The following is a 20,685-nucleotide window of genomic DNA, read 5'->3' on the forward strand; positions in this document are numbered from 1 at the left end:
GGATGTACGACTTTGAACTTCTCCGGCCCCGCACCCTGGCCGAGGCCGTCGCGGCCCTGGCCGGGGACGAGGCCCAGCCGCTTTCGGGGGGCCAGACCCTGATCCCGGCGATGAAGCAGCGGCTGAACGCGCCCGGTACCCTGGTCAGCCTGCTGGGGATCGAGGCGCTGAAGGGCGTCTGCCGCGATGGCGACCAGCTGGTCATCGGCGGCGCCACGGCCCATGCGGTGGTGGCGGCGCAGGCGGCGGCCTATCCGGCGCTGGCGGCGCTGGCGGGGGGCATCGGCGATCCGGCGGTGCGCAACCGTGGCACCATCGGCGGCAGCCTGGCCAACAACGACCCCGCCGCTTGCTATCCGGCGGCGGCGCTGGCCTCGGGGGCGACCATCGTCACCGACCGGCGCGAGATCGCCGCGGATGACTATTTCCAGGGGATGTTCACCACGGATCTGGCCGAGGCCGAGATCATCACGGCGGTGAAATTCCCGATCCCGCAGGCGGCGAATTACCAGAAGTTCGAACAGCCCGCCTCGCGGTTCGCCCTGACCGGCGTCTTCGTGGCGCGGTATCCTGCGGGGGTGCGGGTCGCCGTCACCGGCGCCTCGGAGGATGGCGTCTTCCGCTGGAGCGACGCCGAAGAGGCCCTGTCGGCCGATTTTTCCCCCGCAGCCCTCTCGGGGCTGAGCGTTCCGGCCGAGGGGATGATCACCGACCTGCACGGCACCGGCGCCTACCGGGCGCATCTGGTGAAAGTGCTGACGGGCCGGGCGGTTCTGGCCGCCTGACCCCGCCCCCGGGTCCTGGCTGTGTCCGGGACCCGGGTCATTTCGGTTCGGCCAGCCAGCCGGGGGCCCAGTCGATGCCATCGAGCCCGGCAAAGCGCGTGACGCGGGTCAGTTCGGCCTCAAGCCGGGCGATGCGGCCCTTGCCGAACGTGATGCCGCGTTCCGGCCAGAGGCGCGTCACCAGCAACCGTCCCGTCGTGCGGTCCGCCTTCATGTCGATGCGGCCGACCATGGTTTCCCCTTCGAGCAGCGGAAAGACGTAATAGCCGTAGACCCGTTGCGGCGCGGGGACGAAGATCTCGATCCGGTAGCGAAAGCCGAACAGCCGCTCGGCCCGGGCGCGGTCGCGCAGCGCCGGATCGAAGGGGCTGAGGACGCGCATCCGGGCGGGGGCCGGGGGCAGGGCGGCTGCCTCGCGGGTCGTGCCGGGGCGGGCAAAGACCCGGCGGGGGCGGTCGAAGGTGATCTCGATCTCTTCCAGGGTGCCGTCGGCGCAGGCGCGGGCGCACCAGTCGCGGGCCTCGGCCGGGGTGGCGATGTCCCAGAAGGCCGCCAGTTCGCCGCTGGTGGCAAACCCCAGCCGGTCCAGGGCCGCCGCGTTCAGCCAGTCGAGCGTCTGCTGCGGGTCGGGCGTGTCGCAGGGGCCCAGCACGCGCTCGGCCAGGTCGTAATGCTTGCGGAACCCCTCGCGCCGGGTGATCGCCAGCCGGCCGCTGCGCCAGAGGTATTCCAGCGCCGCCTTCGAGGGATGCCAGTCCCACCAGCCGGTGGATTTCTGCGCCTCCGCGGCCTTCAGATCGGCCGCGCAGACGGCGCCATGGGCGGTGACGTGGTCCAGCACCTGCGCCAGTTCCGCCAGAAAGGCCTCGCCCTGCCAGCGCGGCCAGCGGGCGCGCAGCCGTTCAGCATCGCGGGCGAAGCGCAGCTGCCAATGCGGCAGGAAGGCCCGGGGCACGATGGCGGCATCGTGGGTCCAGTGTTCGAACAGGCTGCGGTCGCGTTCTAGCAGCGGCGCCAGATGGCCGGGCCGGTAGGCGGGGCGGCGCGCGAACAGGATCATGTCATGGGCGCGCGCCAGGGTGGTGACGGAATCGACCTGCACGAAGCCCAGCCGCGTCACCAGATCCAGCAGGTCAGTGCCACGGCCGGGGCCTGCGGGCATGTCGCCCAGCAGGTGACGGTGCAGGAACAGCCGCCGCGCGCCGGCCGGGTCCAGCTGCGCGCGGGGCATGGTCAGCTCATCCGCAGGGTGTCGCCGAAGTCGATCTTGGGCGTCAGTTCGACCTTGCCGGCAGAGGGCGCCTCGGGATTTTCGACGCGCTCCAGGATGATCTCGGCGGCGCGGCGGCCGATCTCGTCCCGGCAGCTGTCCATGGTGGCCAGGCGCCGCGGCAGGCCCTTCAGCAGCTCGACATCGTTGAAGCCCGCAAGCCCCAGATGGCCGGGAATGTCATAGCCCTGTTCCATCGCCCACAAAAGGCCGCCTGCGCCCACGATGTCATTGGAATAATAGAGACAATCCAGATCGGGGCGGCGTTGCAGGATGGCTTGGGTCAGCTCTCGCCCCTTGCCCAGGGCCGAGCCGCGCAGGTAGAATTCACTATCCGCGATTTCCAGCCCATCACGGGCCAGGGCCTGGGTGAAGCCCTCGAACCGTTTGCGGGCGCGGTGGTCGAGGCCCAGCTTGGTCCCCAGGAAACCGATCTTGCGATAGCCCGCCCGGGTGATCGCCTTGGCCATTTCCCGCCCGGCGCGGCGGTGCGAAATGCCGACGGCGGAATCGATCGGCTCTCCGTCGGTGTCCATGATCTCGACCACCGGGATGCCCGAGGCCTGCAGCATGGCGCGCGAGGCATCCGAATGTTCCAGGCCCGCGATGATGATGCCCGAGGGACGCCAGGACAGCATCTCGTAGAGGACCTTTTCCTCTTTCTCGGGCTGGTAGTCGGTGATGCCGACCACCGGCTGCAGCGGCGAGGTCTCAAGTACGCGGGAAATGCCGGTCATCACTTCCGGGAAGACCATGTTCGACATCGAAGGGATGATCACTGCAACCAGGTTCACCCGCTGGCTGGCCAGGGCGCCGGCGATCTTGTTGGGCACGTAGCCCATGCGCTTGGCGGCGTGCAGGACCTTCTGGCGGGTGGCCTCGGACACGTCGCCGCGGTTGCGCAGGACCCGGCTGACGGTCATTTCGGAAACCCCGGAGGCCTCCGACACGTCACGGAGCGTCAGGGGGCGGCTGGGCGGCTTGTTCACGGGCATCTTCCTGTCGTTTACCCGGTGATGGTATCCCGTGCCCCCCCCGCTTCGCAAGGTGACTTGCTGTCAGCGGGGCGCGACGTTCCGTTGCCCTGCCCGCACCCGGCCTGCTGTTGCGGGCCACGGGGGGTCAGAATTCTGCCCAGTCATCTTCCCCCGAAGCCGCCGCCGGTGCATTGACCACGGCACGGGTGGCCGCGGGGGCAGGGGCGGGCGCGCGTTCGGGCATCGCCTGGGTTCCCCCGTGTTCCACCTGGAAGCTGCTGGAAATATTGCTGAGTTTCGCCGCTTCGTTGACCATCAGCTTGCCCGTGCCATGCACCGAGGAGGCGACGGCGGCGTTCTTCTGGGTGACGCCATCCAATTGATCGACGGCCGTGTTGATCTCTTGCAGGCCGACGGATTGCTCGCGTGCGGCAGTGGCGATCGACGAGACCGAGGCCGAAACCTTGTCGAATTCTCCGATCATGCCGTCAAAGCTCTTGCCGGCGCGTTCCACCAGTTCGACGCCGCCGGTGACGTTCTCGGCGGATTCCTGGATCAGCGCGTTGATCTCCTTGGCGGCTTCCGAGCTGCGCTGCGCCAGTGCCCGCACCTCAGAGGCGACGACGGCAAAGCCGCGCCCCGCCTCGCCCGCCCGTGCCGCCTCGACGCCCGCGTTGAGCGCCAGAAGGTTGGTCTGGAAGGCCAGATCCTCGATCACCGAGGTGACCTGGGTGATCTTCTTCGAGGAATGCGAGATCTTGTCCATCGCGACCATGGCCTGCGAGACGACATCGCCATTGCGTTTGGCATTATCCTTGGCCCGCAGCATCACCCGGTCGGCTTCGCCGGCGGAATCCGCCGTCAGCTTGACCGAGGCCGAAAGCTGGGTGATCGCGGCGGCGGTCTCTTCCAGGTTGGCGGCCTGTTCGATGGCCCGCTGCGACAGGTCGTTCGAGGCGTTTTCGACGTCGCGGGCGCTGCGGTCGATCTCCTTGGCCGAGCCGACGAGCTGCGAAATCGTCTGGTTCAGCTGCGCCATAGCCCTGTTGAAGCCTTCGCGCAGCCCTTCATAATCGCTGGCAAAGCGGGTCTGGATCGTCGCAGTCAGGTTGCCGCGTGACAGTTCCGCAATCGCCTTGGTCAGATGTTCGACGACCTCGCGCTGCTGGGCGGCCTGTCGGTCCTGCTGACGGCTCATCTCGGCGGCGACCGACAGCTTGTCGCGCAGGTTCTCCAGGTTGCGGGCCAGGCTGCCGACATCCTCGCGCCGGTTCGTCATCGGGATCGGAGCGCTCAGGTCGCCTTCGGCCACGCCCCGGATAGCATTGCCGATGCGCACGAAGGGCCGCGAAATCGACTGGCCGATCACCACGCCGATGACGGTGATGATCAGCGCCAGCACCACGGCCTGGGTGATCAGCACCTGGCGCAGCCCGGTGATCGGGGTCAGCACCTCGGCCTCGTCCTGCTCGACGACCATGTTCCAATGCGCGCCGGGGAAGTCGATGCGCCCGACCATCGTCAGAACGGCCGTGCCATCCGGGTGCAGGACCTTGGAAAACTGGACCTCGCCCTTCACCTTGCTGGCGGTTTTCAGAATGTCGTCGGGCACCTTGGCGAGCATCTTCGCCCCCTGGGGAAAGCGCGAGTCGCTGCGCATCCGCCCGTCGTCGCCCAGCAGGTAGGCCTGACCGGTCTTGCCCAGGCCATCGGCATTGACCATGATCCGGTCGACCATGCTGGTGGGCATCCGGAACACCAGGACCCCCATGGTCTTGCCGTCGCGACCCATCAGCGGCGTCCCCATGAAGGCGGCGGGCTGCTTGCCGATCGGGGCATAGGGGGCGAAATCCTCGAAGGCGACCTGGCCCTCGGGCATCGCCATGGCGGCCTGGACCACCGCACCCAGACCCGAGACCTCGCCAGGGACATTCAGCACGTTGGTCGCGAAATCATCGGTCTTGTCGCTGGAATAGATCACGTCCCCGGCGGCCGAGACCAGGTAGACATCCGCCAGCCCCCGGGAATGGATCAGCTTGACCAGATAGGGATGATATTTCTCGTGGATGCGGTCGTACTGGTTCGGCTTCTCGACCGAGACCATGTTCTCGCGCTGGAAGGGCGGGTTGGGGTTGTTGGTGATATAGGTGGTCTGCAGCGTCTTGGTGGCATCGGCCCCCAGGCCGCTCCAGGCCAGCAGGAAACTGTTGACGGCGGACAGGAGCGTCGGGTTGCTGGCCTGGGTGTCGATCAGGGCTTCGGACTGGGTCAGCATGTCCTCGATCTGGTCACTGCGGATGTTGACCACGCTCTGCATTTTGCGGCGGATCTCGTCCTTCATGATGTCGCTGGCGTCGATGTAGGACGTGTAGGTCAATGTGGCGGCCATCACGACGCTGACGGTTGTGATGATCAGAGGCAGCTTCACGGCCAGGCGCAGGTTCCCGAAAATCGCAAATGGCGATCTCTTCGAAACGACGGCCGGTGTGGCGGCCAGGTGATCGGTCATTATCGCAGTCCTCCAGAGCCTTGGCAGTCAGCCGGGGCGGGAGCCGCCGAGTGGCGCTCCGGCACCCTCCGGGCGGGTTGCGCACCCGGAGTTCAGCGAGAAATGACAGCTGTGCTTTAATGCTGGCTTAAGCCGGGCCCGGCCTGATCCAGGGGCGCGCGGGAATTTACCTTGAATTCGACCGACCCCGGGGCGCAATCGGCCGATGACAAGCCCGTCGCCAGCAGGTAAGACGTCCGAGACGGCGCATGCCGTGGCCCCGTGGCTCAACTGGATAGAGCAATCCCCTCCTAAGGGATAGGTTACAGGTTCAAGTCCTGTCGGGGTCACCATCTTCTTCCTTGTGTGCCAATGCACCATAAGTTTGCACGTTTTGGCGGATTTCATGCCCCCCAAGAGAAATGTCGCGACGGGTGAAGCTTGGCGCTGTTCCTGATGGCTCGAGATCGCGGGCATCGCGACATCGGCGCAGATCGATAGGGTCCGCCTCCGGCCCTTCAGGCTGGGACGGCTTGACGCCGGCCGCAGCGGACAGCGCGAATATCGTGTTGCGACGTGGTCCGGTCTCCCGGGGGATCATCGTGGGCGTCACGACCCTCTGCCGAAAATCCGCGATTTCGGTTGCGGACATCAGCCCCTGCAAACGCGCCGTCTTCGGGCTTTTGACCTGAGTGGCAGCAATATGGCCCCCTCGATCAGAGCGATGATGGCCCAGTAATCTCTCAATCGGATCGAACCGGCAAAAGCTGCCGCAGCCATCTGTTGTTGATGGTAACCGGCCTGCCAGACTGGGGCGCACCGCGTTAAGACAGGTGTCATGAGCGACGTGTCTTATCGGGAGGCGCCTTGCCGGGCGAAGTTCTGGGTGTCGAAGGGCGCCATCCCTGGCGTGATGATGCGATGCCGGAGATCATTCCAGAGGTTGGCATCGCCGCAGCACAACATGGGCGCGCCGGTGGCCGTACCGGACGCGCGCCTCGCAGATCTCCCCGATCCGCATCTCGACAGTGGCCTGAACCCTGCGCCGGGACATGTCGAAGCAGATGGCCCCCTGATCGCCCCCGGTCGATGCAGATCCCGGTGACCTGCGCGTGCAAACGGCCGGGCTTCGGCACTTTCGCCGAATGACGTCCTGCAACATTTCACCTGTCCACAGTGAGGGCCGCGATGATCTTAGTCCGCCGCGTATTCTCATCCCCAGGCGCCTTCAGTCGGCGCATCTCGTCACGTAGCAAGCCACCATATTTGAAGGATGTCGCCTGGCCGATCCCGTTGTTTGCGACACTCGATCGACCGGATCGATTGCTATCCGCTCCAACTGCGACAGATCTCCGCGACCGGCGCGCCTGGCTGGCCCCACTTCAGGATGAAGGCCTTCTGCGCCTCCTCGAACCTCGATGCTTTCATGCCTTTCCGCTCCTTTCCCAGCCAGGAAAGATGAGCGGAAAACCCAGAGTCAAACGGTCCAGTTTTCTGGGGGCAAAGCATATTGCAGGGGCTTCCCCTTGATCGCGCGGGTCTTTACGAGAGGGCGCGCGGCGCCTCAGGCCGTAAAGACCCGTGGCCCGGGGAGCAGGGCCGTCTCTGCATCAAAGGAACGAGACATGAGCATCAAGCGCATCGAAGCGGGCGCCCGCATGAGCCAGGCCGTCGTCTACAACGGCATCGTCTATCTGGCCGGCCAGGTCGGCGAAGGCGCCTCGGTGACCGAACAGACCCAGGCCGCGCTGGCCGAAGTCGACCGCCTGCTTGCCGAAGCCGGTTCGGACAAGGCGCATCTGCTGTCCACCACCATCTGGCTGGCCGACATGGCCGATTTCGCCGAAATGAACGCCGTCTGGGACGCCTGGGTCGATCCGGCCAACGCGCCCGCACGTGCGACCGGCGAAGCCAAGCTGGCAACCCCCGACTACAAGGTCGAGGTCATCGTCACCGCAGCGGTGGCCTGATCTGCCGGGCTGGCGCCGGGGGTGTCCCGGCGCGGCCTCTCCGGTGCCGCCAGGCCCGATCAGGCGGTTGCCCAAGACAGCCGCAGGGCCATCGACTGGCCCTGCGGCTGTGGCCCGGCCGCCCATGCGTCCCGGCCTGACAACCGCATCGCCCTTGATCCGGCGGCCCGGGTGCCTGAGGTCTTTGCGCGGCAGAAGGTCCCCCGAAGACCCGGCCACCTGGCCCTCCAGGCCGACAGACCGCTGGGGATCGCGCCGGGACTTGGCCTCGATCTGTCACTCATCGGCCGCCCCTCCTGTCCCGATGCCGATCCGATCAGCCGTTTCCGCTTCCGTCAGTGGCGCTCGAAGAACATGCTGATGGGGATGCCGATCAAGAAAGCCATGGCGCGCGCATGGGGCGTGATCCAAAGTCGCCGGCGCCGAACCGCCATGGGGTGGGCCAAACGTCCAGGCCATGGATGGCGCGGCGCTGCCAGGCGGCCGCATCACCGGCGCCACGCTGACGCGGCTGCTCTCGACGCCCAGCCCGCAACGCGCCACTCTGACACGACAAAAGCGGCGGCCCCGCCCGGGGATCCGCCGCCCTGCCATTTTCTTGTCCCAAATACCTCGGGGGAAACCGGCCGCAGGCCGGTTGGGGGCAGCGCCCCCTTACGCCGCCAGCCCTTTCGAGCCCATTTCCAGGAATTTTTTCCGTCGGTCCGCGATCAGCGCCTTGCGGTCCAGCTTCGACAGGTCCGTCAACACGGCTTCCAGCGCCCGGCCGACGGCCGCGATGGCTTCCGTGGGCGCCCGGTGCGCACCGCCCATGGGTTCGGTGATGATGCGGTCGATGACGCCCAGCGTGTGCAGGTCCTGCGCCGTCAGGCGCATCGCCTCGGCCGCTTCGCGCATCTTCTCGGCGTTCTTCCACAGGATCGAGGCGCAGCCCTCGGGCGAGATCACCGAATAGACCGAATGCTCCAGCATCGCCACGCGGTTCGCCGCGGCAATGGCCACCGCCCCGCCGGATCCGCCCTCGCCGATGATGACCGACACCATCGGCACCCCAAGCTGCAGGCATTTTTCGGTAGACCGCGCAATGGCTTCCGACTGGCCGCGCTCTTCCGCGCCCTTGCCCGGATAGGCGCCTGCAGTGTCGACCAGCGACACGACGGGCAGGCCGAACCGGTCCGCCAGATCCATCAGCCGGATCGCCTTGCGATAGCCCTCGGGGCGCGCCATGCCAAAGTTGCGCTCCAGGCGCGACTTGGTGTCATTGCCCTTTTCGTGGCCGATCACCACGACGGGACGGTCGCCCAGGCGCGCCAGCCCGCCCATGATTGCCAGATCCTCGGCAAAGTTGCGGTCGCCGGCCAGCGGCGTGAACTCGGTGAACAGCGCGTCGATATAGTCGCGGCAATGCGGCCGGTCGGGATGGCGGGCCACCTGGCATTTGCGCCAGGGCGTCAGCTTGGCATAGAGATCGACCAGCATGTCCGCCGCCTTCTTGTCGAGCGCGGCGGCCTCGGCCTCGATATCCATCTCCTCGTTCTGCCGCGCCATGGCGCGCAGCTCTTCGGCCTTGCCTTCAATCTCGGCCAGGGGACGTTCGAAATCGAGGTAATTGGTCATCAGGGACTCCCACTTCGGTTAGCGCCGTATATGACGGCGAGGGGCGCCGGATGCAACTGGCCAGAGGCCCCGACGCAGCCGGAGGCAGGGCGATGCCGAATTGGTGAAGAGGTTTTTCGCGCTTCAGTGTCGCAGCACCGGCCAGAGCGAGGCCGGCAGCAGCCCCACCATGGTCCGGTAAAAGGCGTGCAGCATTCCGGGCCCCTCTGGAGGTTGGCGCACCGCCTGGCCCGGCAGCCCCCATGGCGTCCGGCAGGGCAGGGTGATCAGCGCATCACGCTCGCCGGTCCTGCGACCTGCAAGGCCTTCCATATCAATGTGCCGGGGACCCTGCCGAACGTCTCGGCCCTGACCCGCATGGTGGTCCTGGCCTCTGCGAAGGACGACAGGGCCCGAGGGCTCAGCGGCAGTAGGCGCGCTGTTCGGCGATGGCCTGGGCGGCACCGGTCAGGTCGATCGGGTGGCTTTGCCCCGAAACCGTCAGCCGGTGACCGGCGCGCAGGCTTTGCAGGAAGGCGTCGCGGGCCTGGGGCGAGGGAAAGTTCACCCGGTAGCTGTAGATTTTCGCCCGGGCGATCTGCGGATCATTGGTGACGCCGGTGGCCTCCATCGGCACCTGCATCCGGTGGCCATCGACCTCAAGGTCGACATCCTTGCCGCGCGGCGGCTTGTTGAAGCCCAGCTTGACCGTGGGGCCACGGCCTTCGCAGATGACCGAGAAATATTCGCCCGCGCGCGCGCGCGGCGTGGTCAGGTACATCAGCAGGCCGTGCTGCTGGGGGTCCTTGCTTTGCATCCACTTGCCGGCAAAGACCTTGGCGACGGGGCTGTCCTGGACATCGGCGCCGGGCTTCGGCCCCTGCGCCAGGGCGGGGCCGGCAAGGGTTGCGGCCAGCAGGGCGGCCAGCATCATTCGGGCGGGACGGTCAAGTAACTTCTGGCGGCGCATGGAAACTCCGGATCTTCGCGACGATGGCCGGAGCCTAGTGTGCAGGCCGCCAAAGCCAAGGGTGGATCCCGCAGGTCAGGGGTATTTCCCGATCACGTTCCATCTATCGGACTGCATGGGGGTGTTTTCCAATGAAAGCGCCCGCAGGTCCTCCTCCCGCGGGCGCTTCACCGAGCATGCCATCAAGTCTTCAAAGAGACGCGGCGATCAGCTCGGCCTGTTTCACGATCACTTCTGCCTGTTTAATGGACGCGATGTCAACCAGCCTTCCCTTGTAAACGGTTGCACCCGCGCCCGTGCGTTTCGCCTCGTCCATGGCGGCCAGAATAGCCTTTGCTTCCTCGACCTTGGCGGTGGGCGGGGTGAAGACCTCGTTCGCCAGGGCGATCTGCTTGGGGTGGATGGCCCATTTGCCGACCATGCCCAGCGTGGCCGAGCGCAGCGCCTGCGCGCGATACCCCTCGTCGTCCGAGAAATCCCCGAAGGGCCCGTCGACCGGCAGCACGCCATGGGTTCGGCAGGCGGCGACGATTGCCGCCTGGGCCCAGTGCCAGGGATCGGACCAGTACCGGCTGCCCTCACGCAACATGTAGTAGTCTTCCTGAGTGCCACCAATACCGGTGGTCTGCATCCCCATCGAGGCGGCGAAATCCGCGGCGCCCAGGCTCATCGCCTTGAGGCGCGGCGAGGCGGCGGCGATCTCCTCGACATGGGCGATGCCTGCGGCGCTTTCGATGATGACCTCGAAGTCGACGGGTTTGGTGCGGCCGGTGGCGCGCTCGATCCCCGTGACCAGCGCATCGACCGCATAGACATCGGCGCCGCAGCCGACCTTGGGGATCATGATCCGGTCCAGCCGGTCACCGGCCTGTTCCATGACCTCGACCACGTCGCGGTACCACCAGGGCGTATCCAGCCCGTTGATTCGCACCGAGAGGATCCTGGTGCCCCAGTCGACGGTGCGAATCGCCTCGATGACATTGGCGCGGGCCTGCACCTTGTCGTCGGGGGCGACCGAATCCTCGAGGTCGAGGTTGATCACATCCGCGGCCGAGGCCGCCATCTTGGCAAAAAGCTTGGGATTGGAGCCCGGGCCGAACAGCTGGCAGCGATTCGGGAAAGCGGGCGCGGGAGGCTGGAGGCGAAACGACATCGGCGATCCTGTTGGTAACAAAGTTGCGTCGATAAGGTTGTTAACGATTATGAAATTACCCATCCGATCTCAACGTGTTTTTGCGTCGCAGCGTTGATTTGTCCGGGTGGTGGATTCTTCGAAGAATGCCGTAAAAAGGCGGACAGTCTTGCGTCTGCAGACCTTTTCACGCGAACTTTGCAAGCACTTTGATGCGATGCAGGCGCAGAGTGCGGGAAATTCCTCAGGGAGCACTGAACAATGATCGAGACCCCGTACCTGCTGTTCCTCGGCGACGCGCCGGACGCCCTTGCCGCCAAAGTGGCCCAGGGCATCAAGGACTGGCGCCCCGAGAACTGCGTGGGCCAGTTCCGCATGGAAGGCTGCAAGGCCGACATGAAGCTGACGGACATGACCCTGGCCGAAGCCAAGGCAGCCGGTGCCAAGACGCTGGTGATCGGCGTGGCGAACCGTGGCGGCGTGATTTCCCCCGCCTGGAAGAAGGTGCTGATCGAGGCACTGGAAGAGGGCTTTGACCTGGCATCCGGCCTGCACAACCTGCTGCGCAACGAGGAAGACCTGGCCGCCGTCGCCAAGGCGACCGGCCGCACCCTGCATGACGTGCGCATCCCCTCGGTCCAGTACCCGATCGCCAATGGCAAGAAACGCACCGGCAAGCGCTGCCTGGCCGTGGGCACCGACTGCTCGGTCGGCAAGATGTACACCGCGCTGTGCATGGACCGCGAGATGAAGAACCGTGGCCTGAAGTCCAGCTTCCGCGCCACCGGCCAGACCGGCATCCTGGTTACCGGCGACGGCGTGCCGCTTGATGCCGTGATCGCCGACTTCATGGCCGGTTCGGTGGAATACCTGACCCCCGACAACGATGCCGATCACTGGGACATGATCGAGGGCCAGGGCTCGCTGTTCCACGCCTCGTATTCGGGCGTGACGATGGCGCTGGTGCATGGCGGCCAGCCCGACGCGCTGGTGTTGTGCCACGAGCCGACCCGCGAGCACATGCGCGGCCTGCCGGGCTACAAGCTGCCGTCGCTGGAGGCGCTGCGTGATGTCGCGCTGACGCTGGCGAAGGTGGTGAACCCCGACGTCAAGGTCATCGGGATCTCGGTCAACACCCAGCACATGGCGGAAGGCGAGGCCAAGGGCTACCTGGCCAAGCTGGAGGCCGAGATGGGCCTGCCCGCCACCGACCCGTACCGCTTTGGCGCCGAGCGCCTGGTGGACGCGCTGCTGGCCTGATCCGTTGCGCCGGAGGCGGGCGTCGCTTCCGCCTCCGGCGGGCATATTTGTGGAAAGATGAAGGAGGCAGGCCCGTGCAGATCGAGGTGAGCCGCGACACGTTCCCGCTGGCGCAGGTGTTCCGCATCAGCCGCGGTGCCCGCACCGAATCCGAGGTGCTGACCGTCCGCGTGACGGACGGCGCCCTGAGCGCCTGGGGCGAATGCGTCCCCTACGCCCGCTACGACGAGACGCTGGACAGCGTTTCCGCCCAGATCGCGGCGCTGCCGCCCGACATCACCCGCAAGGGCCTGCAGGAGCTGATGCCCGCAGGCGCCGGGCGCAACGCGGTCGATTGCGCGTTGTGGGACCTGGAGGCCAAGAAGTCCGGCAAGCGGGTCTGGGAACTGGCGGGGCTGGTCGCGCCCAAGCCGCAGATCACCTGCTATACCCTGTCGCTGGACGAACCGGCCGCGATGGAAGAGCAGGCGCGCAAGAATGCCTGGCGCCCGGTGCTGAAGATCAAGCTGGGCACCCCCGACGACATGCCGCGGCTTGAGGCCGTGCGGCGTGGTGCCCCGAACCCCAGGATCGTCGTCGATGCCAATGAGGGCTGGACCCCCGAGGTCTATGCCGATCTGGCGCCGCATCTGGTGCGGCTGGGCGTGGCGCTGGTCGAACAGCCGCTGCCTGCGGGCCTGGATGACGCGCTGATCGGCATGGAGCGCCCCGTTCCCGTCTGCGCCGACGAAAGCTGCCATGACCGGTCCAGCCTGGCCCATCTGAAGGGCAAGTACGACGTGGTGAACATCAAGCTGGACAAGACCGGCGGCCTGACCGAGGCGCTGGCCCTGCGCGAGGCCGCCCTGGCCGAGGGCTACAAGGTCATGGTGGGCTGCATGGTCGGGTCCTCGCTGGCGATGGCGCCGGCGGTGCTGGTGGCGCAGGGCGCCCTGGTGACCGACCTGGACGGCCCGCTGCTGCTGGCCTCTGACCGGCCGGTGCCGCTGGTCTATGACGAGGCGGGCGTGCATCCTTCCGACCCCGCGCTCTGGGGCTGAGGCCCCGGATCGCAGCCTCCGGGACGAGAACCGCCCGTCCCGGATCCCTTGCAGGTCGCCGTCCCTTCCGGCGACCTGCCCTTTCTTCCCGACGAATGACCTATGGCCTTTTGGTTCCCATGGGAGCAAAAGCCATGCCGTGATGCATCCGTGGCCCGGCGCCGCGGTATCCAAGGAGCGATGAGATGAGCCGCATTGTCTATGTGAATGGTGAATACCTGCCCGAGGAAGAGGCGAAGATCTCCATCTTCGACCGTGGCTTCCTGATGGCGGATGGCGTTTATGAAGTGACCAGCGTGCTGGACGGCAAGCTGATCGACTTTGACGGCCATGCGAAACGCCTGGAGCGTTCGCTGAAAGAGCTGTCGATGAACGCCCCCGTGACCATGGACGAGCTGCTGGAGATCCACCGCCAGCTGGTGACGAAGAACGATCTGGTCGACGGCATGATCTATCTGCAGGTGACCCGCGGCGCCCCGGGCGACCGCGATTTCGTCTTCCCCGATCCCGAAACCACCCCCTCGACCCTGGTGATCTTTACCCAGAGCAAGCCGGGCCTGGCCGACAGCCCCGCTGCCAAGGTCGGCAACAAGGTGATCTCGGTCGAGGACATCCGCTGGGGCCGCCGTGACATCAAGACCGTCCAGCTGCTGTGGCCGTCGATGGCCAAGATGATGGCGAAGAAGGCCGGCGTCGATGATGCATGGTTCGTCGAGGATGGCTTTGTGACCGAGGGGTCCTCGAACAACGCCTATATCGTCAAGGGCAACAAGATCATCACCCGCGCGCTGTCGAACGACATCCTGCACGGCATCACCCGCGCCGCCGTCCTGCGCTTTGCCAAGGAAGCCCAGTTCGACGTCGAGGAGCGCAACTTCACCATCGCCGAAGCCCAGGAGGCCGACGAGGCCTTCACCACCTCCGCATCCGCCTTCGTGATGCCGGTGGTCGAGGTCGACGGCGTCAAGGTGGGCGAAGGCGTCCCCGGCAAGGTCGCCCCCCGCCTGCGCGAGATCTACCTGGAAGAGATGCGCAAGCTGGCCATCTGATCCGGCCCATTTGCTGATGTCGGACGGCCCGTCGCGCAAGCGGCGGGCCGTTGGCGTTTCGGGGGGCGTTGGCCCGATGGGGCGGCCGCGGGGCGGAGGAGGGCGCCTCGGGCGGGGCCGCGACAGGGGGGGCAGGACGGGTGGCCCTGTCCCTGGCGCCGGATCGCCTTAGGTTGCAGGGAAACGGAAAGGATTTCCCATGTCCCGCATTCTGCTGATCGGGGCCACGGGTGGCGTGGGCCACCGGCTGGTTCCCCTGCTGATCGCCGCCGGCCATCAGGTCACCGGCCTGCACCGCGCCCCCGAACAGGCCAAGGCCCTGGCGGCCCAGGGCGCCACCCCCCTGCGTGGCGACCTGATGGAGCTGACCGCGCACGAACTGACGCTGGCCGCGACGGACCATGACATCATCGTCTTTTCCGCCGGTGCCGCGGGCAGCGGGGCCGAGCGGACCTCGGAGATCGACGGGCAGGGGCCGATCAAGGCGCTGGCCGCGGCCGAGGCCAACGGCATCCGGCGTTTCTATCTGGTCTCGGCCTTCCCCGAGGCCGGGCGCGACAAGGCTCTGGGCGAGGGGTTCGAGCATTATATGCGCGTCAAGAAACGGGCGGATGCGGCGGTGGCGGCCTCGGGGCTGGACTGGGTGATCCTGCGCCCCGGCACCCTGCGTGATGAAGAGGCCGACGGCCGGGTCAGCCTGGGCTGGGCGCTTGGCTATGGCACGGTCAAACGCGGCAATGTGGCGGCGGTGCTGGCCACTCTGGTCGATCACCCCGAGATCCGCCGCGAGATCATCGAGCTGACCGACGGCGACCTGCCCATCGACACCGCGCTGGAGGCCATCCGGCGCTGACGGCAAAAGGGCGCCCCGTGGGGCGCCCCTTGTTCCTGGTCTGAATGCGTCGGTGGTCCGAAGGTCAGGCGGCCTTGGCCTTGGCGGGCTCCGGGGCGTGGCGCGAGGCCATCTTCAGCACCGTGAAGCCCAGCACCGCCGAGATGGCCGAGCCCACCAGCACCCCCAGCCGGACCGAGTTCATCAGCGCCGCATCATCGAAGCTGAGCGTGCCGATGAACAGCGACATGGTAAAGCCGATCCCCGCAAGGCAGGCGACGCCATAGACATGCATCCAGCTGGCGCCCGCGGGCATTCGCGCCAGCCCGGTCTTGACCATGATCCAGACGACGGCAAAGACGCCCACCTGCTTGCCGATCACCAGCCCGCCCGCCACGCCAAGCGCCAGCGGGTCCAGCAGGTCGGCAAAGGTCATGCCGGTCAGGTTCACGCCCGCATTGCCGAAGGCGAATAGCGGCACGATGAAGAACAGCACATAGGGCGACAGGGCATGTTCCAGCGCGTGCAGGGGGGATTTGCCGTAGCGGTCCTTGATCGGGATGAAGAAGGCCGTCAGCACGCCCGCCAGCGTCGCATGGATGCCCGATTTCAGCACCAGGAACCACAGCACCGCCCCCAGCAGCAGCAGCGGCGCCACCCGGTGCACCTTGCGCTGGTTCAGCACGAACATCGCCGCCAGCGGCAGCAGCGCCATCAGCAGGTAGTGGACCTGCAGGTCGGCCGTGTAGAACAGCGCGATCACCACGATGGCGCCCATGTCATCCAGGATCGCCAGCGTCAGCAGGAAGATCTTGAGCGAGGCAGGCACCTTCGGCCCGACCAGCGCCAGCACCCCCAGGGCAAAGGCGATGTCGGTCGCCGCCGGGATCGCCCAGCCGCCAAGGTTCGCCGGCTGGCCCAGGTTCAGCGCCACGAAGACGATCGCCGGGCAGGCCATGCCGGCGACGGCGGCCATGCCGGGCATGATCACGTCACTGGGGTTCTTCAGCTTGCCTTCCAGCAGTTCGTGCTTCAGCTCAAGCCCGACCAGGAAGAAGAACACCGCCATCAGACCGTCGTTGATCCAGTGCAGGAGCGAGTTCTTCAGCTCGCTCTCGCCGAACGAGATCTTCAGGTAGGTGTGCAGCCAGTCCTCGTAGGCAGGCCCCAGCGAGGAATTCGCAACGATCAGCGCCAGGGCTGTTGCAAGGATCAGGAATATGCCCCCCGAAGCATCGCTCGAGAAAAACCTGTCCAGTTCGCGCCGCAGCCCCATCAATCCCTCCATCGTTCCGGGTCATCCGGTCCGAAATGGGGACTGACGGGGGAAGCTCAAGGTTTCGTTACCGAAAACTTGCCTTTCAGCTGTCTTTTTCGCCGACGTTCTCGCGGAAGGCGGTCTTGAAGGCCTGCTTCTGGTCGTCCGAGGCCTCGGTCTGGAAACCGGCGGTCCATTCGGCATAGGGCATGCCGTAGAAGATTTCGCGCGCTTCGTCCTTGGTCATCGCGATGTCGCGGTCATGGGCGGCTTCCATGTACCAGCGGCTCAGGCAGTTGCGGCAGAAGCCCGCCAGGGTCATCAGGTCGATGTTCTGCACATCGGTGCGCTTTTCCATCAGGTGATGGCGCAGGGCGCGGAAGGCGGCGGCCTCCAGTTCGATCCGGGTCTGTTCGTCCATGGTGTCTCTCCTGTCTGCTCAGCCCTTGCGGAAGGAATCCGAGCGCATGGTGACGGTTTCCAGCGTGCGGGCGACATCGCCGGGGACCATCTGCTGCAGCGTGGCGTGAAGTGCTGTGGCCAGCTCCTGATGCTGCTGGGCGGGGCGGTTGTCCAGCAGGCGCAGCGTCACGTGCACCATCGCGGCCTCGCCGGTGGCGACGAAGGCGTGAACCTCATGGGCGCGCAGCTTGACGTTGGCGGCGGGGATGCGGGGATCGGCGGACAGCGTGCGCACCAGCGCCCGGCAGAGCGGTTCCAGCCGGTCGCCAAGACCCGAATGTTCGATGACGATATGGGGCATGAAGGGATCCTTTCACAGGCCCGCGTCGGCCAGCGCGCCGGTCAGCACGGGGGCCAGCCGGGCGGCCCAGCGGGCCTGGCTGTCGGGGGTGGCGATCAGGTCGTTGCGCAGTTCGATCAGCGCGTTCGGACGGCCATGGGCCGTGGCGTGCCGGTCGACCGCATCGCCGGGCAGATGCCCGCCATAGGGTTCGTTGGCACCGACGCACAGGTCGCCCTCGGCCTGCAGGCGGGCGATCAGCGGGGCGCTGAGGCGTTCGTCCTGCGCGAACAGCACGCCCACGTGCCAGGGGCGCGGCGGGCGCCCGTTCAGCCGCGGCGTGAAGGAATGCATCGCCAGATAGACGGTATCGGGCCGGGCGGCGGCCAGGCGGGCGACCTCGGCGTGGTAGGGGCGGTAGCAGGCGTCAAGACGCGCCTGCACCTCTTCGGGGCCGGCATGGCGGTTCGCGGGAATGATCGTGCCGTCGTAAAGCTTCATCAGCAGCGTCGGATCGTCCTCGCCGCGGTTCGGGTCGATCACCAGCCGCGAGAAGTTCGTTTCGATCACCGGGCTGTCCAGCAGCGTGCCAAGGGCGCGCGCAACGCCCGCCGCCCCGGGATCATACGCAATGTGGCGCGCCATGTCGCTTTCCGTCAGGCCGAGGCTTCCGCCTGCCACGAAATTCGGTACGGTGTTCGCAGCGTGGTCACAGGTGATCAGCCAGCGTCCCTTACGTTGCGCTCCGGTAACCGTGAAGGGGGCATAAGTCATGAGGGTGTCACCTCCATTGGCAAGTGTCGCCGGAAGGATTATGGGTGAATGTGACCGCTAACATCCGGGGTTTTCGCCCCGAACCGCGACAATAGGGGATGACCTGAATGATACGTCAGCGCAACACGAAAATCGTCGCCACCCTCGGGCCCGCGTCCGAGACCTACGAGACGATCCGCGCGCTTCATGAAGCCGGGGCGGATGTCTTCCGGCTGAACATGTCCCACGGCAGCCATGACGAGATCCGCGAGAAGCACCGCATCATCCGCGAGATCGAGCGCGACATCGATGGCACCATCGGCATCCTGGCGGACCTTCAGGGCCCGAAGCTGCGGGTGGGCGTCTTCGCCAATGATGCGGAGGACCTTGTCGTGGGCGCCGATTTCCGCCTGGACCTGGACAAGACCCCGGGCGATGCGACCCGCGTGAACCTGCCCCACCCCGAGATCTTCGCGGCGCTGGAAGCGGGCGCCAGCCTGCTGGTCAACGACGGCAAGATCCGCCTGAAGGTCAAGGACTGCGGCCCCGACTTCGCCAATTGCGAAGTGACGGTGGGGGGGACGATCTCGAACCGCAAGGGCGTCAACGTGCCCGACGTGGTGCTGCCGCTGGCGGCGCTGTCGGAAAAGGACCGCAAGGACCTGGAATTCGTCTGCCAGCTGGGTGTCGACTGGATCGCGCTGTCGTTCGTGCAGCGTCCCGCCGACATGCAGGAGGCGCGCAAGCTGGTCGACGGCCGCGCCGCGATCCTGGCCAAGATCGAGAAACCCGCCGCGGTGAAGGTCTTTGACGACATCCTGAAGGTGTCGGACGGCATCATGGTGGCGCGTGGCGATCTGGGCGTGGAACTGCCGGTGCATTCCGTGCCGCCGATCCAGAAGCGCCTGATCCGCAAATGCCGCGCCGCCGCCAAGCCGGTGATCGTGGCGACCCAGATGCTGGAATCCATGATCGAGAGCCCGATGCCCACCCGGGCCGAGGTCTCGGACGTAGCGGCCGCCATCTATGAAGGCACCGACGCGGTGATGCTGTCGGCCGAATCGGCTGCCGGCAGCTACCCGGTCGAGGCCGTCACCACGATGGACAACGTCGCCAAGGAAGTGGAGGGCGATCCGCTGTATCGCGAGGTGATCGAGGCCCAGCGGGCGGCGATCCGGGGCATCGGTTCCGTTGCGGACGGCATCGTCGCCGCCGCGCGCGAGATCGCCGAGAAGACCGACATCAAGGCGATCTGCTGCTTTACCCAACGCGGCACGACCGCGCTGCTGGTCTCGCGCGAGAAGCCGCGGGTGCCGATCCTGGCGCTGACCTCGGAACGCTCGACCTCGCGGCGGCTGACGCTGACCTGGGGCGTGAACTGCCTGATGACCGGCGAGCTTTACCGCTTCAAGCAGGCGGTGGTGAACGCCGCCCGTGGTGCCCGCGTCACCGGCCTGGCCACCGAGGCCGACCAGATCGTCGTTACCGCCGGCGTGCCGTTCAACCAGACCGGCACCACGAACATCCTGCGCGTCGCGCCCTGCGACGAACGCCTGATCTTCGCCGCCGACGACGAGTGACATCATGAAGAAGGGCCCTGTCGTGCTGCGCCTCGCCGGGGCCCTTCTGATTCTGGGGGCGGCGGTGTGGATCCTGCTGCCGTTCCTGACCTTCTGGGTGGTGGTGGCCACCGCCTGGCTGGTGAACCACTGGGCGGCGGGGCTGAACCCGACGCTTTGGCCGGTGCAGATCCTGCGCGGCCTGGCGGGGCTTTTTTCGGGCGGCTGACGGTCTGGGGCAGGGGATGCGGAAGCCTCTTGCCAAAGGGCGAATCCCTGCCTATACGGCGGCTTCCTACCGCGCGGCCGGCCAGTGAGGCATGCCGAGTCGCGTGTTCACTCTGAACATAGGAGCTGAAAATGCCCAAGATGAAGACGAAATCGAGCGTCAAAAAACGCTTCAAGGTTTCGGCCACCGGCAAAATCATTGCTGGCCAGGCCGGGAAACGCCACGGCATGATCAAGCGGACGACCAAGTTCATCCGCGACGCACGCGGCACGACCACCCTTTCGAAGGCAGATGAGCAGATCCTTATGCCCATGATGCCCTACGCAAAGAAAAAGAAATAAGGAGGTCGCGACATGTCCCGCGTTAAAGGTGGTACCACTACCCACGCCCGCCACAAGAAGGTTCTCGACGCAGCGAAAGGCTATTACGGCCGCCGCTCCAAGACCTTCAAGGTTGCCCGTCAGGCCGTCGACAAGGCAAACCAGTACGCAACCCGCGACCGCAAGGCGCGCAAGCGTAACTTCCGCGCCCTGTGGATCCAGCGTATCAACGCCGGCGTCCGCGCACATGACGAAGCGATGACCTACTCGCGCTTCATCAACGGTCTGGCCCTGGCCGGCATCGAAGTGGACCGCAAGGTTCTGGCGGACCTCGCCGTGAACGAGCCCACCGCTTTTGCAGCCATCGTCGAAAAGGCGAAGGCCGCGCTCGCTGCGTAATACCCCCTCAAAGGGTAAGATTTCAGGAGAAGCCGCGGACCTTTCGAGGTCTCGCG

Annotated in this window: 21 protein-coding genes and 1 tRNA gene; 11 read left to right on the forward strand and 11 right to left on the reverse strand. The window is 66.4% G+C overall.

Annotation, left to right across the window (positions count from 1 at the left end; genetic code table 11):
* The first annotated feature begins 2 nt into the window (after nucleotides 1–2).
* Nucleotides 3–785, forward strand: coding sequence for an FAD binding domain-containing protein (locus AC2ITM_RS02790; protein ID WP_486468319.1), 783 nt, complete (start codon nucleotides 3–5; stop codon nucleotides 783–785).
* A gap of 37 nt (nucleotides 786–822) precedes the next feature.
* On the opposite strand, the gene AC2ITM_RS02795 is transcribed toward AC2ITM_RS02790, so the two are convergent.
* From AC2ITM_RS02795 to AC2ITM_RS02805, 3 genes are all read right to left on the reverse strand, one after another.
* Entirely contained in the window at nucleotides 823–2,016 is a 1,194-nt protein-coding gene (locus AC2ITM_RS02795) for a winged helix-turn-helix domain-containing protein (protein ID WP_486468320.1), read from the reverse strand.
* Between the two features lie 2 nt (nucleotides 2,017–2,018).
* The gene (locus AC2ITM_RS02800) at nucleotides 2,019–3,044 is read right to left on the reverse strand and encodes a LacI family DNA-binding transcriptional regulator (RefSeq protein ID WP_486468321.1); all 1,026 of its coding nucleotides are present in this window, start codon (nucleotides 3,042–3,044) and stop codon (nucleotides 2,019–2,021) included.
* Nucleotides 3,045–3,177: 133 nt separating this feature from the next.
* Complete coding sequence (locus AC2ITM_RS02805; RefSeq protein WP_486468322.1) at nucleotides 3,178–5,460, reverse strand: methyl-accepting chemotaxis protein; 2,283 nt, start codon at nucleotides 5,458–5,460, stop codon at nucleotides 3,178–3,180.
* A 336-nt stretch (nucleotides 5,461–5,796) separates the two neighbouring features.
* Here AC2ITM_RS02805 and AC2ITM_RS02810 point away from each other — a divergent pair.
* Nucleotides 5,797–5,873: transfer RNA gene (locus tag AC2ITM_RS02810), tRNA-Arg, on the forward strand.
* Here AC2ITM_RS02810 and AC2ITM_RS02815 read toward each other — a convergent pair.
* Nucleotides 5,852–6,172, reverse strand: coding sequence for a hypothetical protein (locus tag AC2ITM_RS02815; protein WP_486468323.1), 321 nt, complete (start codon nucleotides 6,170–6,172; stop codon nucleotides 5,852–5,854). The two genes, AC2ITM_RS02810 and AC2ITM_RS02815, sit on opposite strands and share 22 nt — an antisense overlap.
* 973 nt (nucleotides 6,173–7,145) lie before the next feature.
* Between AC2ITM_RS02815 and AC2ITM_RS02820 the strand changes: the two genes are divergently transcribed.
* On the forward strand, nucleotides 7,146–7,490 hold the full coding sequence (locus AC2ITM_RS02820; protein ID WP_486468324.1) for a RidA family protein: 345 nt from the start codon (nucleotides 7,146–7,148) through the stop codon (nucleotides 7,488–7,490).
* 654 nt (nucleotides 7,491–8,144) lie between these two features.
* On the opposite strand, the gene AC2ITM_RS02825 is transcribed toward AC2ITM_RS02820, so the two are convergent.
* The 3 genes from AC2ITM_RS02825 to AC2ITM_RS02835 form a co-directional block, all read right to left on the reverse strand.
* Nucleotides 8,145–9,107 (reverse strand): acetyl-CoA carboxylase carboxyltransferase subunit alpha, encoded by a 963-nt coding sequence (locus AC2ITM_RS02825; RefSeq protein ID WP_486468325.1) that lies wholly within the window; start codon nucleotides 9,105–9,107, stop codon nucleotides 8,145–8,147.
* 400 nt (nucleotides 9,108–9,507) lie between these two features.
* Nucleotides 9,508–10,056, reverse strand: a complete 549-nt coding sequence (locus tag AC2ITM_RS02830; RefSeq protein ID WP_486468326.1) for a hypothetical protein — start codon at nucleotides 10,054–10,056, stop codon at nucleotides 9,508–9,510.
* A 190-nt stretch (nucleotides 10,057–10,246) separates the two neighbouring features.
* Nucleotides 10,247–11,209, reverse strand: a complete 963-nt coding sequence (locus tag AC2ITM_RS02835) for an L-malyl-CoA/beta-methylmalyl-CoA lyase (RefSeq protein WP_486468327.1) — start codon at nucleotides 11,207–11,209, stop codon at nucleotides 10,247–10,249.
* A gap of 240 nt (nucleotides 11,210–11,449) precedes the next feature.
* On the opposite strand from AC2ITM_RS02835, the gene dgcN reads away from it, so the two are divergent.
* The 4 genes from dgcN (at nucleotide 11,450) to AC2ITM_RS02855 (ending at nucleotide 15,390) form a co-directional block, all read left to right on the forward strand.
* Nucleotides 11,450–12,448: an N-acetyltransferase DgcN gene (dgcN, locus tag AC2ITM_RS02840; RefSeq protein ID WP_486468328.1), complete on the forward strand. Its 999-nt coding sequence runs from the start codon at nucleotides 11,450–11,452 to the stop codon at nucleotides 12,446–12,448.
* A 74-nt stretch (nucleotides 12,449–12,522) separates the two neighbouring features.
* Complete coding sequence (gene dgcA, locus AC2ITM_RS02845) at nucleotides 12,523–13,488, forward strand: N-acetyl-D-Glu racemase DgcA (RefSeq protein ID WP_486468329.1); 966 nt, start codon at nucleotides 12,523–12,525, stop codon at nucleotides 13,486–13,488.
* Between the two features lie 185 nt (nucleotides 13,489–13,673).
* Nucleotides 13,674–14,537, forward strand: a complete 864-nt coding sequence (locus AC2ITM_RS02850) for a D-amino-acid transaminase (RefSeq protein WP_486468330.1) — start codon at nucleotides 13,674–13,676, stop codon at nucleotides 14,535–14,537.
* Nucleotides 14,538–14,736: 199 nt separating this feature from the next.
* Nucleotides 14,737–15,390, forward strand: a complete 654-nt coding sequence (locus tag AC2ITM_RS02855) for an SDR family oxidoreductase (RefSeq protein ID WP_486468331.1) — start codon at nucleotides 14,737–14,739, stop codon at nucleotides 15,388–15,390.
* Between the two features lie 64 nt (nucleotides 15,391–15,454).
* Here the strand turns inward: AC2ITM_RS02855 and nhaA are convergent, their stop codons facing one another.
* The 4 genes from nhaA to AC2ITM_RS02875 form a co-directional block, all read right to left on the reverse strand.
* A complete protein-coding gene (gene nhaA / locus AC2ITM_RS02860) occupies nucleotides 15,455–16,657 on the reverse strand; it encodes a Na+/H+ antiporter NhaA (protein ID WP_486468332.1) in 1,203 nt (400 codons plus the stop codon).
* A 73-nt stretch (nucleotides 16,658–16,730) separates the two neighbouring features.
* Complete coding sequence (locus tag AC2ITM_RS02865; RefSeq protein WP_486468333.1) at nucleotides 16,731–17,048, reverse strand: DUF1244 domain-containing protein; 318 nt, start codon at nucleotides 17,046–17,048, stop codon at nucleotides 16,731–16,733.
* 18 nt (nucleotides 17,049–17,066) lie between these two features.
* Nucleotides 17,067–17,390: a hypothetical protein gene (locus AC2ITM_RS02870; protein ID WP_486468334.1), complete on the reverse strand. Its 324-nt coding sequence runs from the start codon at nucleotides 17,388–17,390 to the stop codon at nucleotides 17,067–17,069.
* A gap of 12 nt (nucleotides 17,391–17,402) precedes the next feature.
* Complete coding sequence (locus AC2ITM_RS02875; RefSeq protein ID WP_486468335.1) at nucleotides 17,403–18,143, reverse strand: N-formylglutamate amidohydrolase; 741 nt, start codon at nucleotides 18,141–18,143, stop codon at nucleotides 17,403–17,405.
* Nucleotides 18,144–18,250: 107 nt separating this feature from the next.
* On the opposite strand from AC2ITM_RS02875, the gene pyk reads away from it, so the two are divergent.
* The 4 genes from pyk (at nucleotide 18,251) to rplT (ending at nucleotide 20,629) form a co-directional block, all read left to right on the forward strand.
* Nucleotides 18,251–19,702 carry a pyruvate kinase gene (pyk, locus tag AC2ITM_RS02880; RefSeq protein WP_486468336.1) on the forward strand — a complete coding sequence of 484 codons (1,452 nt, stop codon included), beginning with the start codon at nucleotides 18,251–18,253 and terminating at the stop codon, nucleotides 19,700–19,702.
* A gap of 4 nt (nucleotides 19,703–19,706) precedes the next feature.
* Entirely contained in the window at nucleotides 19,707–19,910 is a 204-nt protein-coding gene (locus AC2ITM_RS02885) for a hypothetical protein (protein ID WP_486468337.1), read from the forward strand.
* Nucleotides 19,911–20,041: 131 nt separating this feature from the next.
* Nucleotides 20,042–20,251 (forward strand): 50S ribosomal protein L35, encoded by a 210-nt coding sequence (gene rpmI / locus AC2ITM_RS02890; RefSeq protein WP_160896555.1) that lies wholly within the window; start codon nucleotides 20,042–20,044, stop codon nucleotides 20,249–20,251.
* Between the two features lie 12 nt (nucleotides 20,252–20,263).
* Entirely contained in the window at nucleotides 20,264–20,629 is a 366-nt protein-coding gene (gene rplT, locus AC2ITM_RS02895) for a 50S ribosomal protein L20 (protein WP_486468338.1), read from the forward strand.
* Nucleotides 20,630–20,685 lie beyond the last annotated feature (56 nt).

It is taken from the genome of Pseudooceanicola sp. NS-SX9 (genome assembly GCF_057380705.1).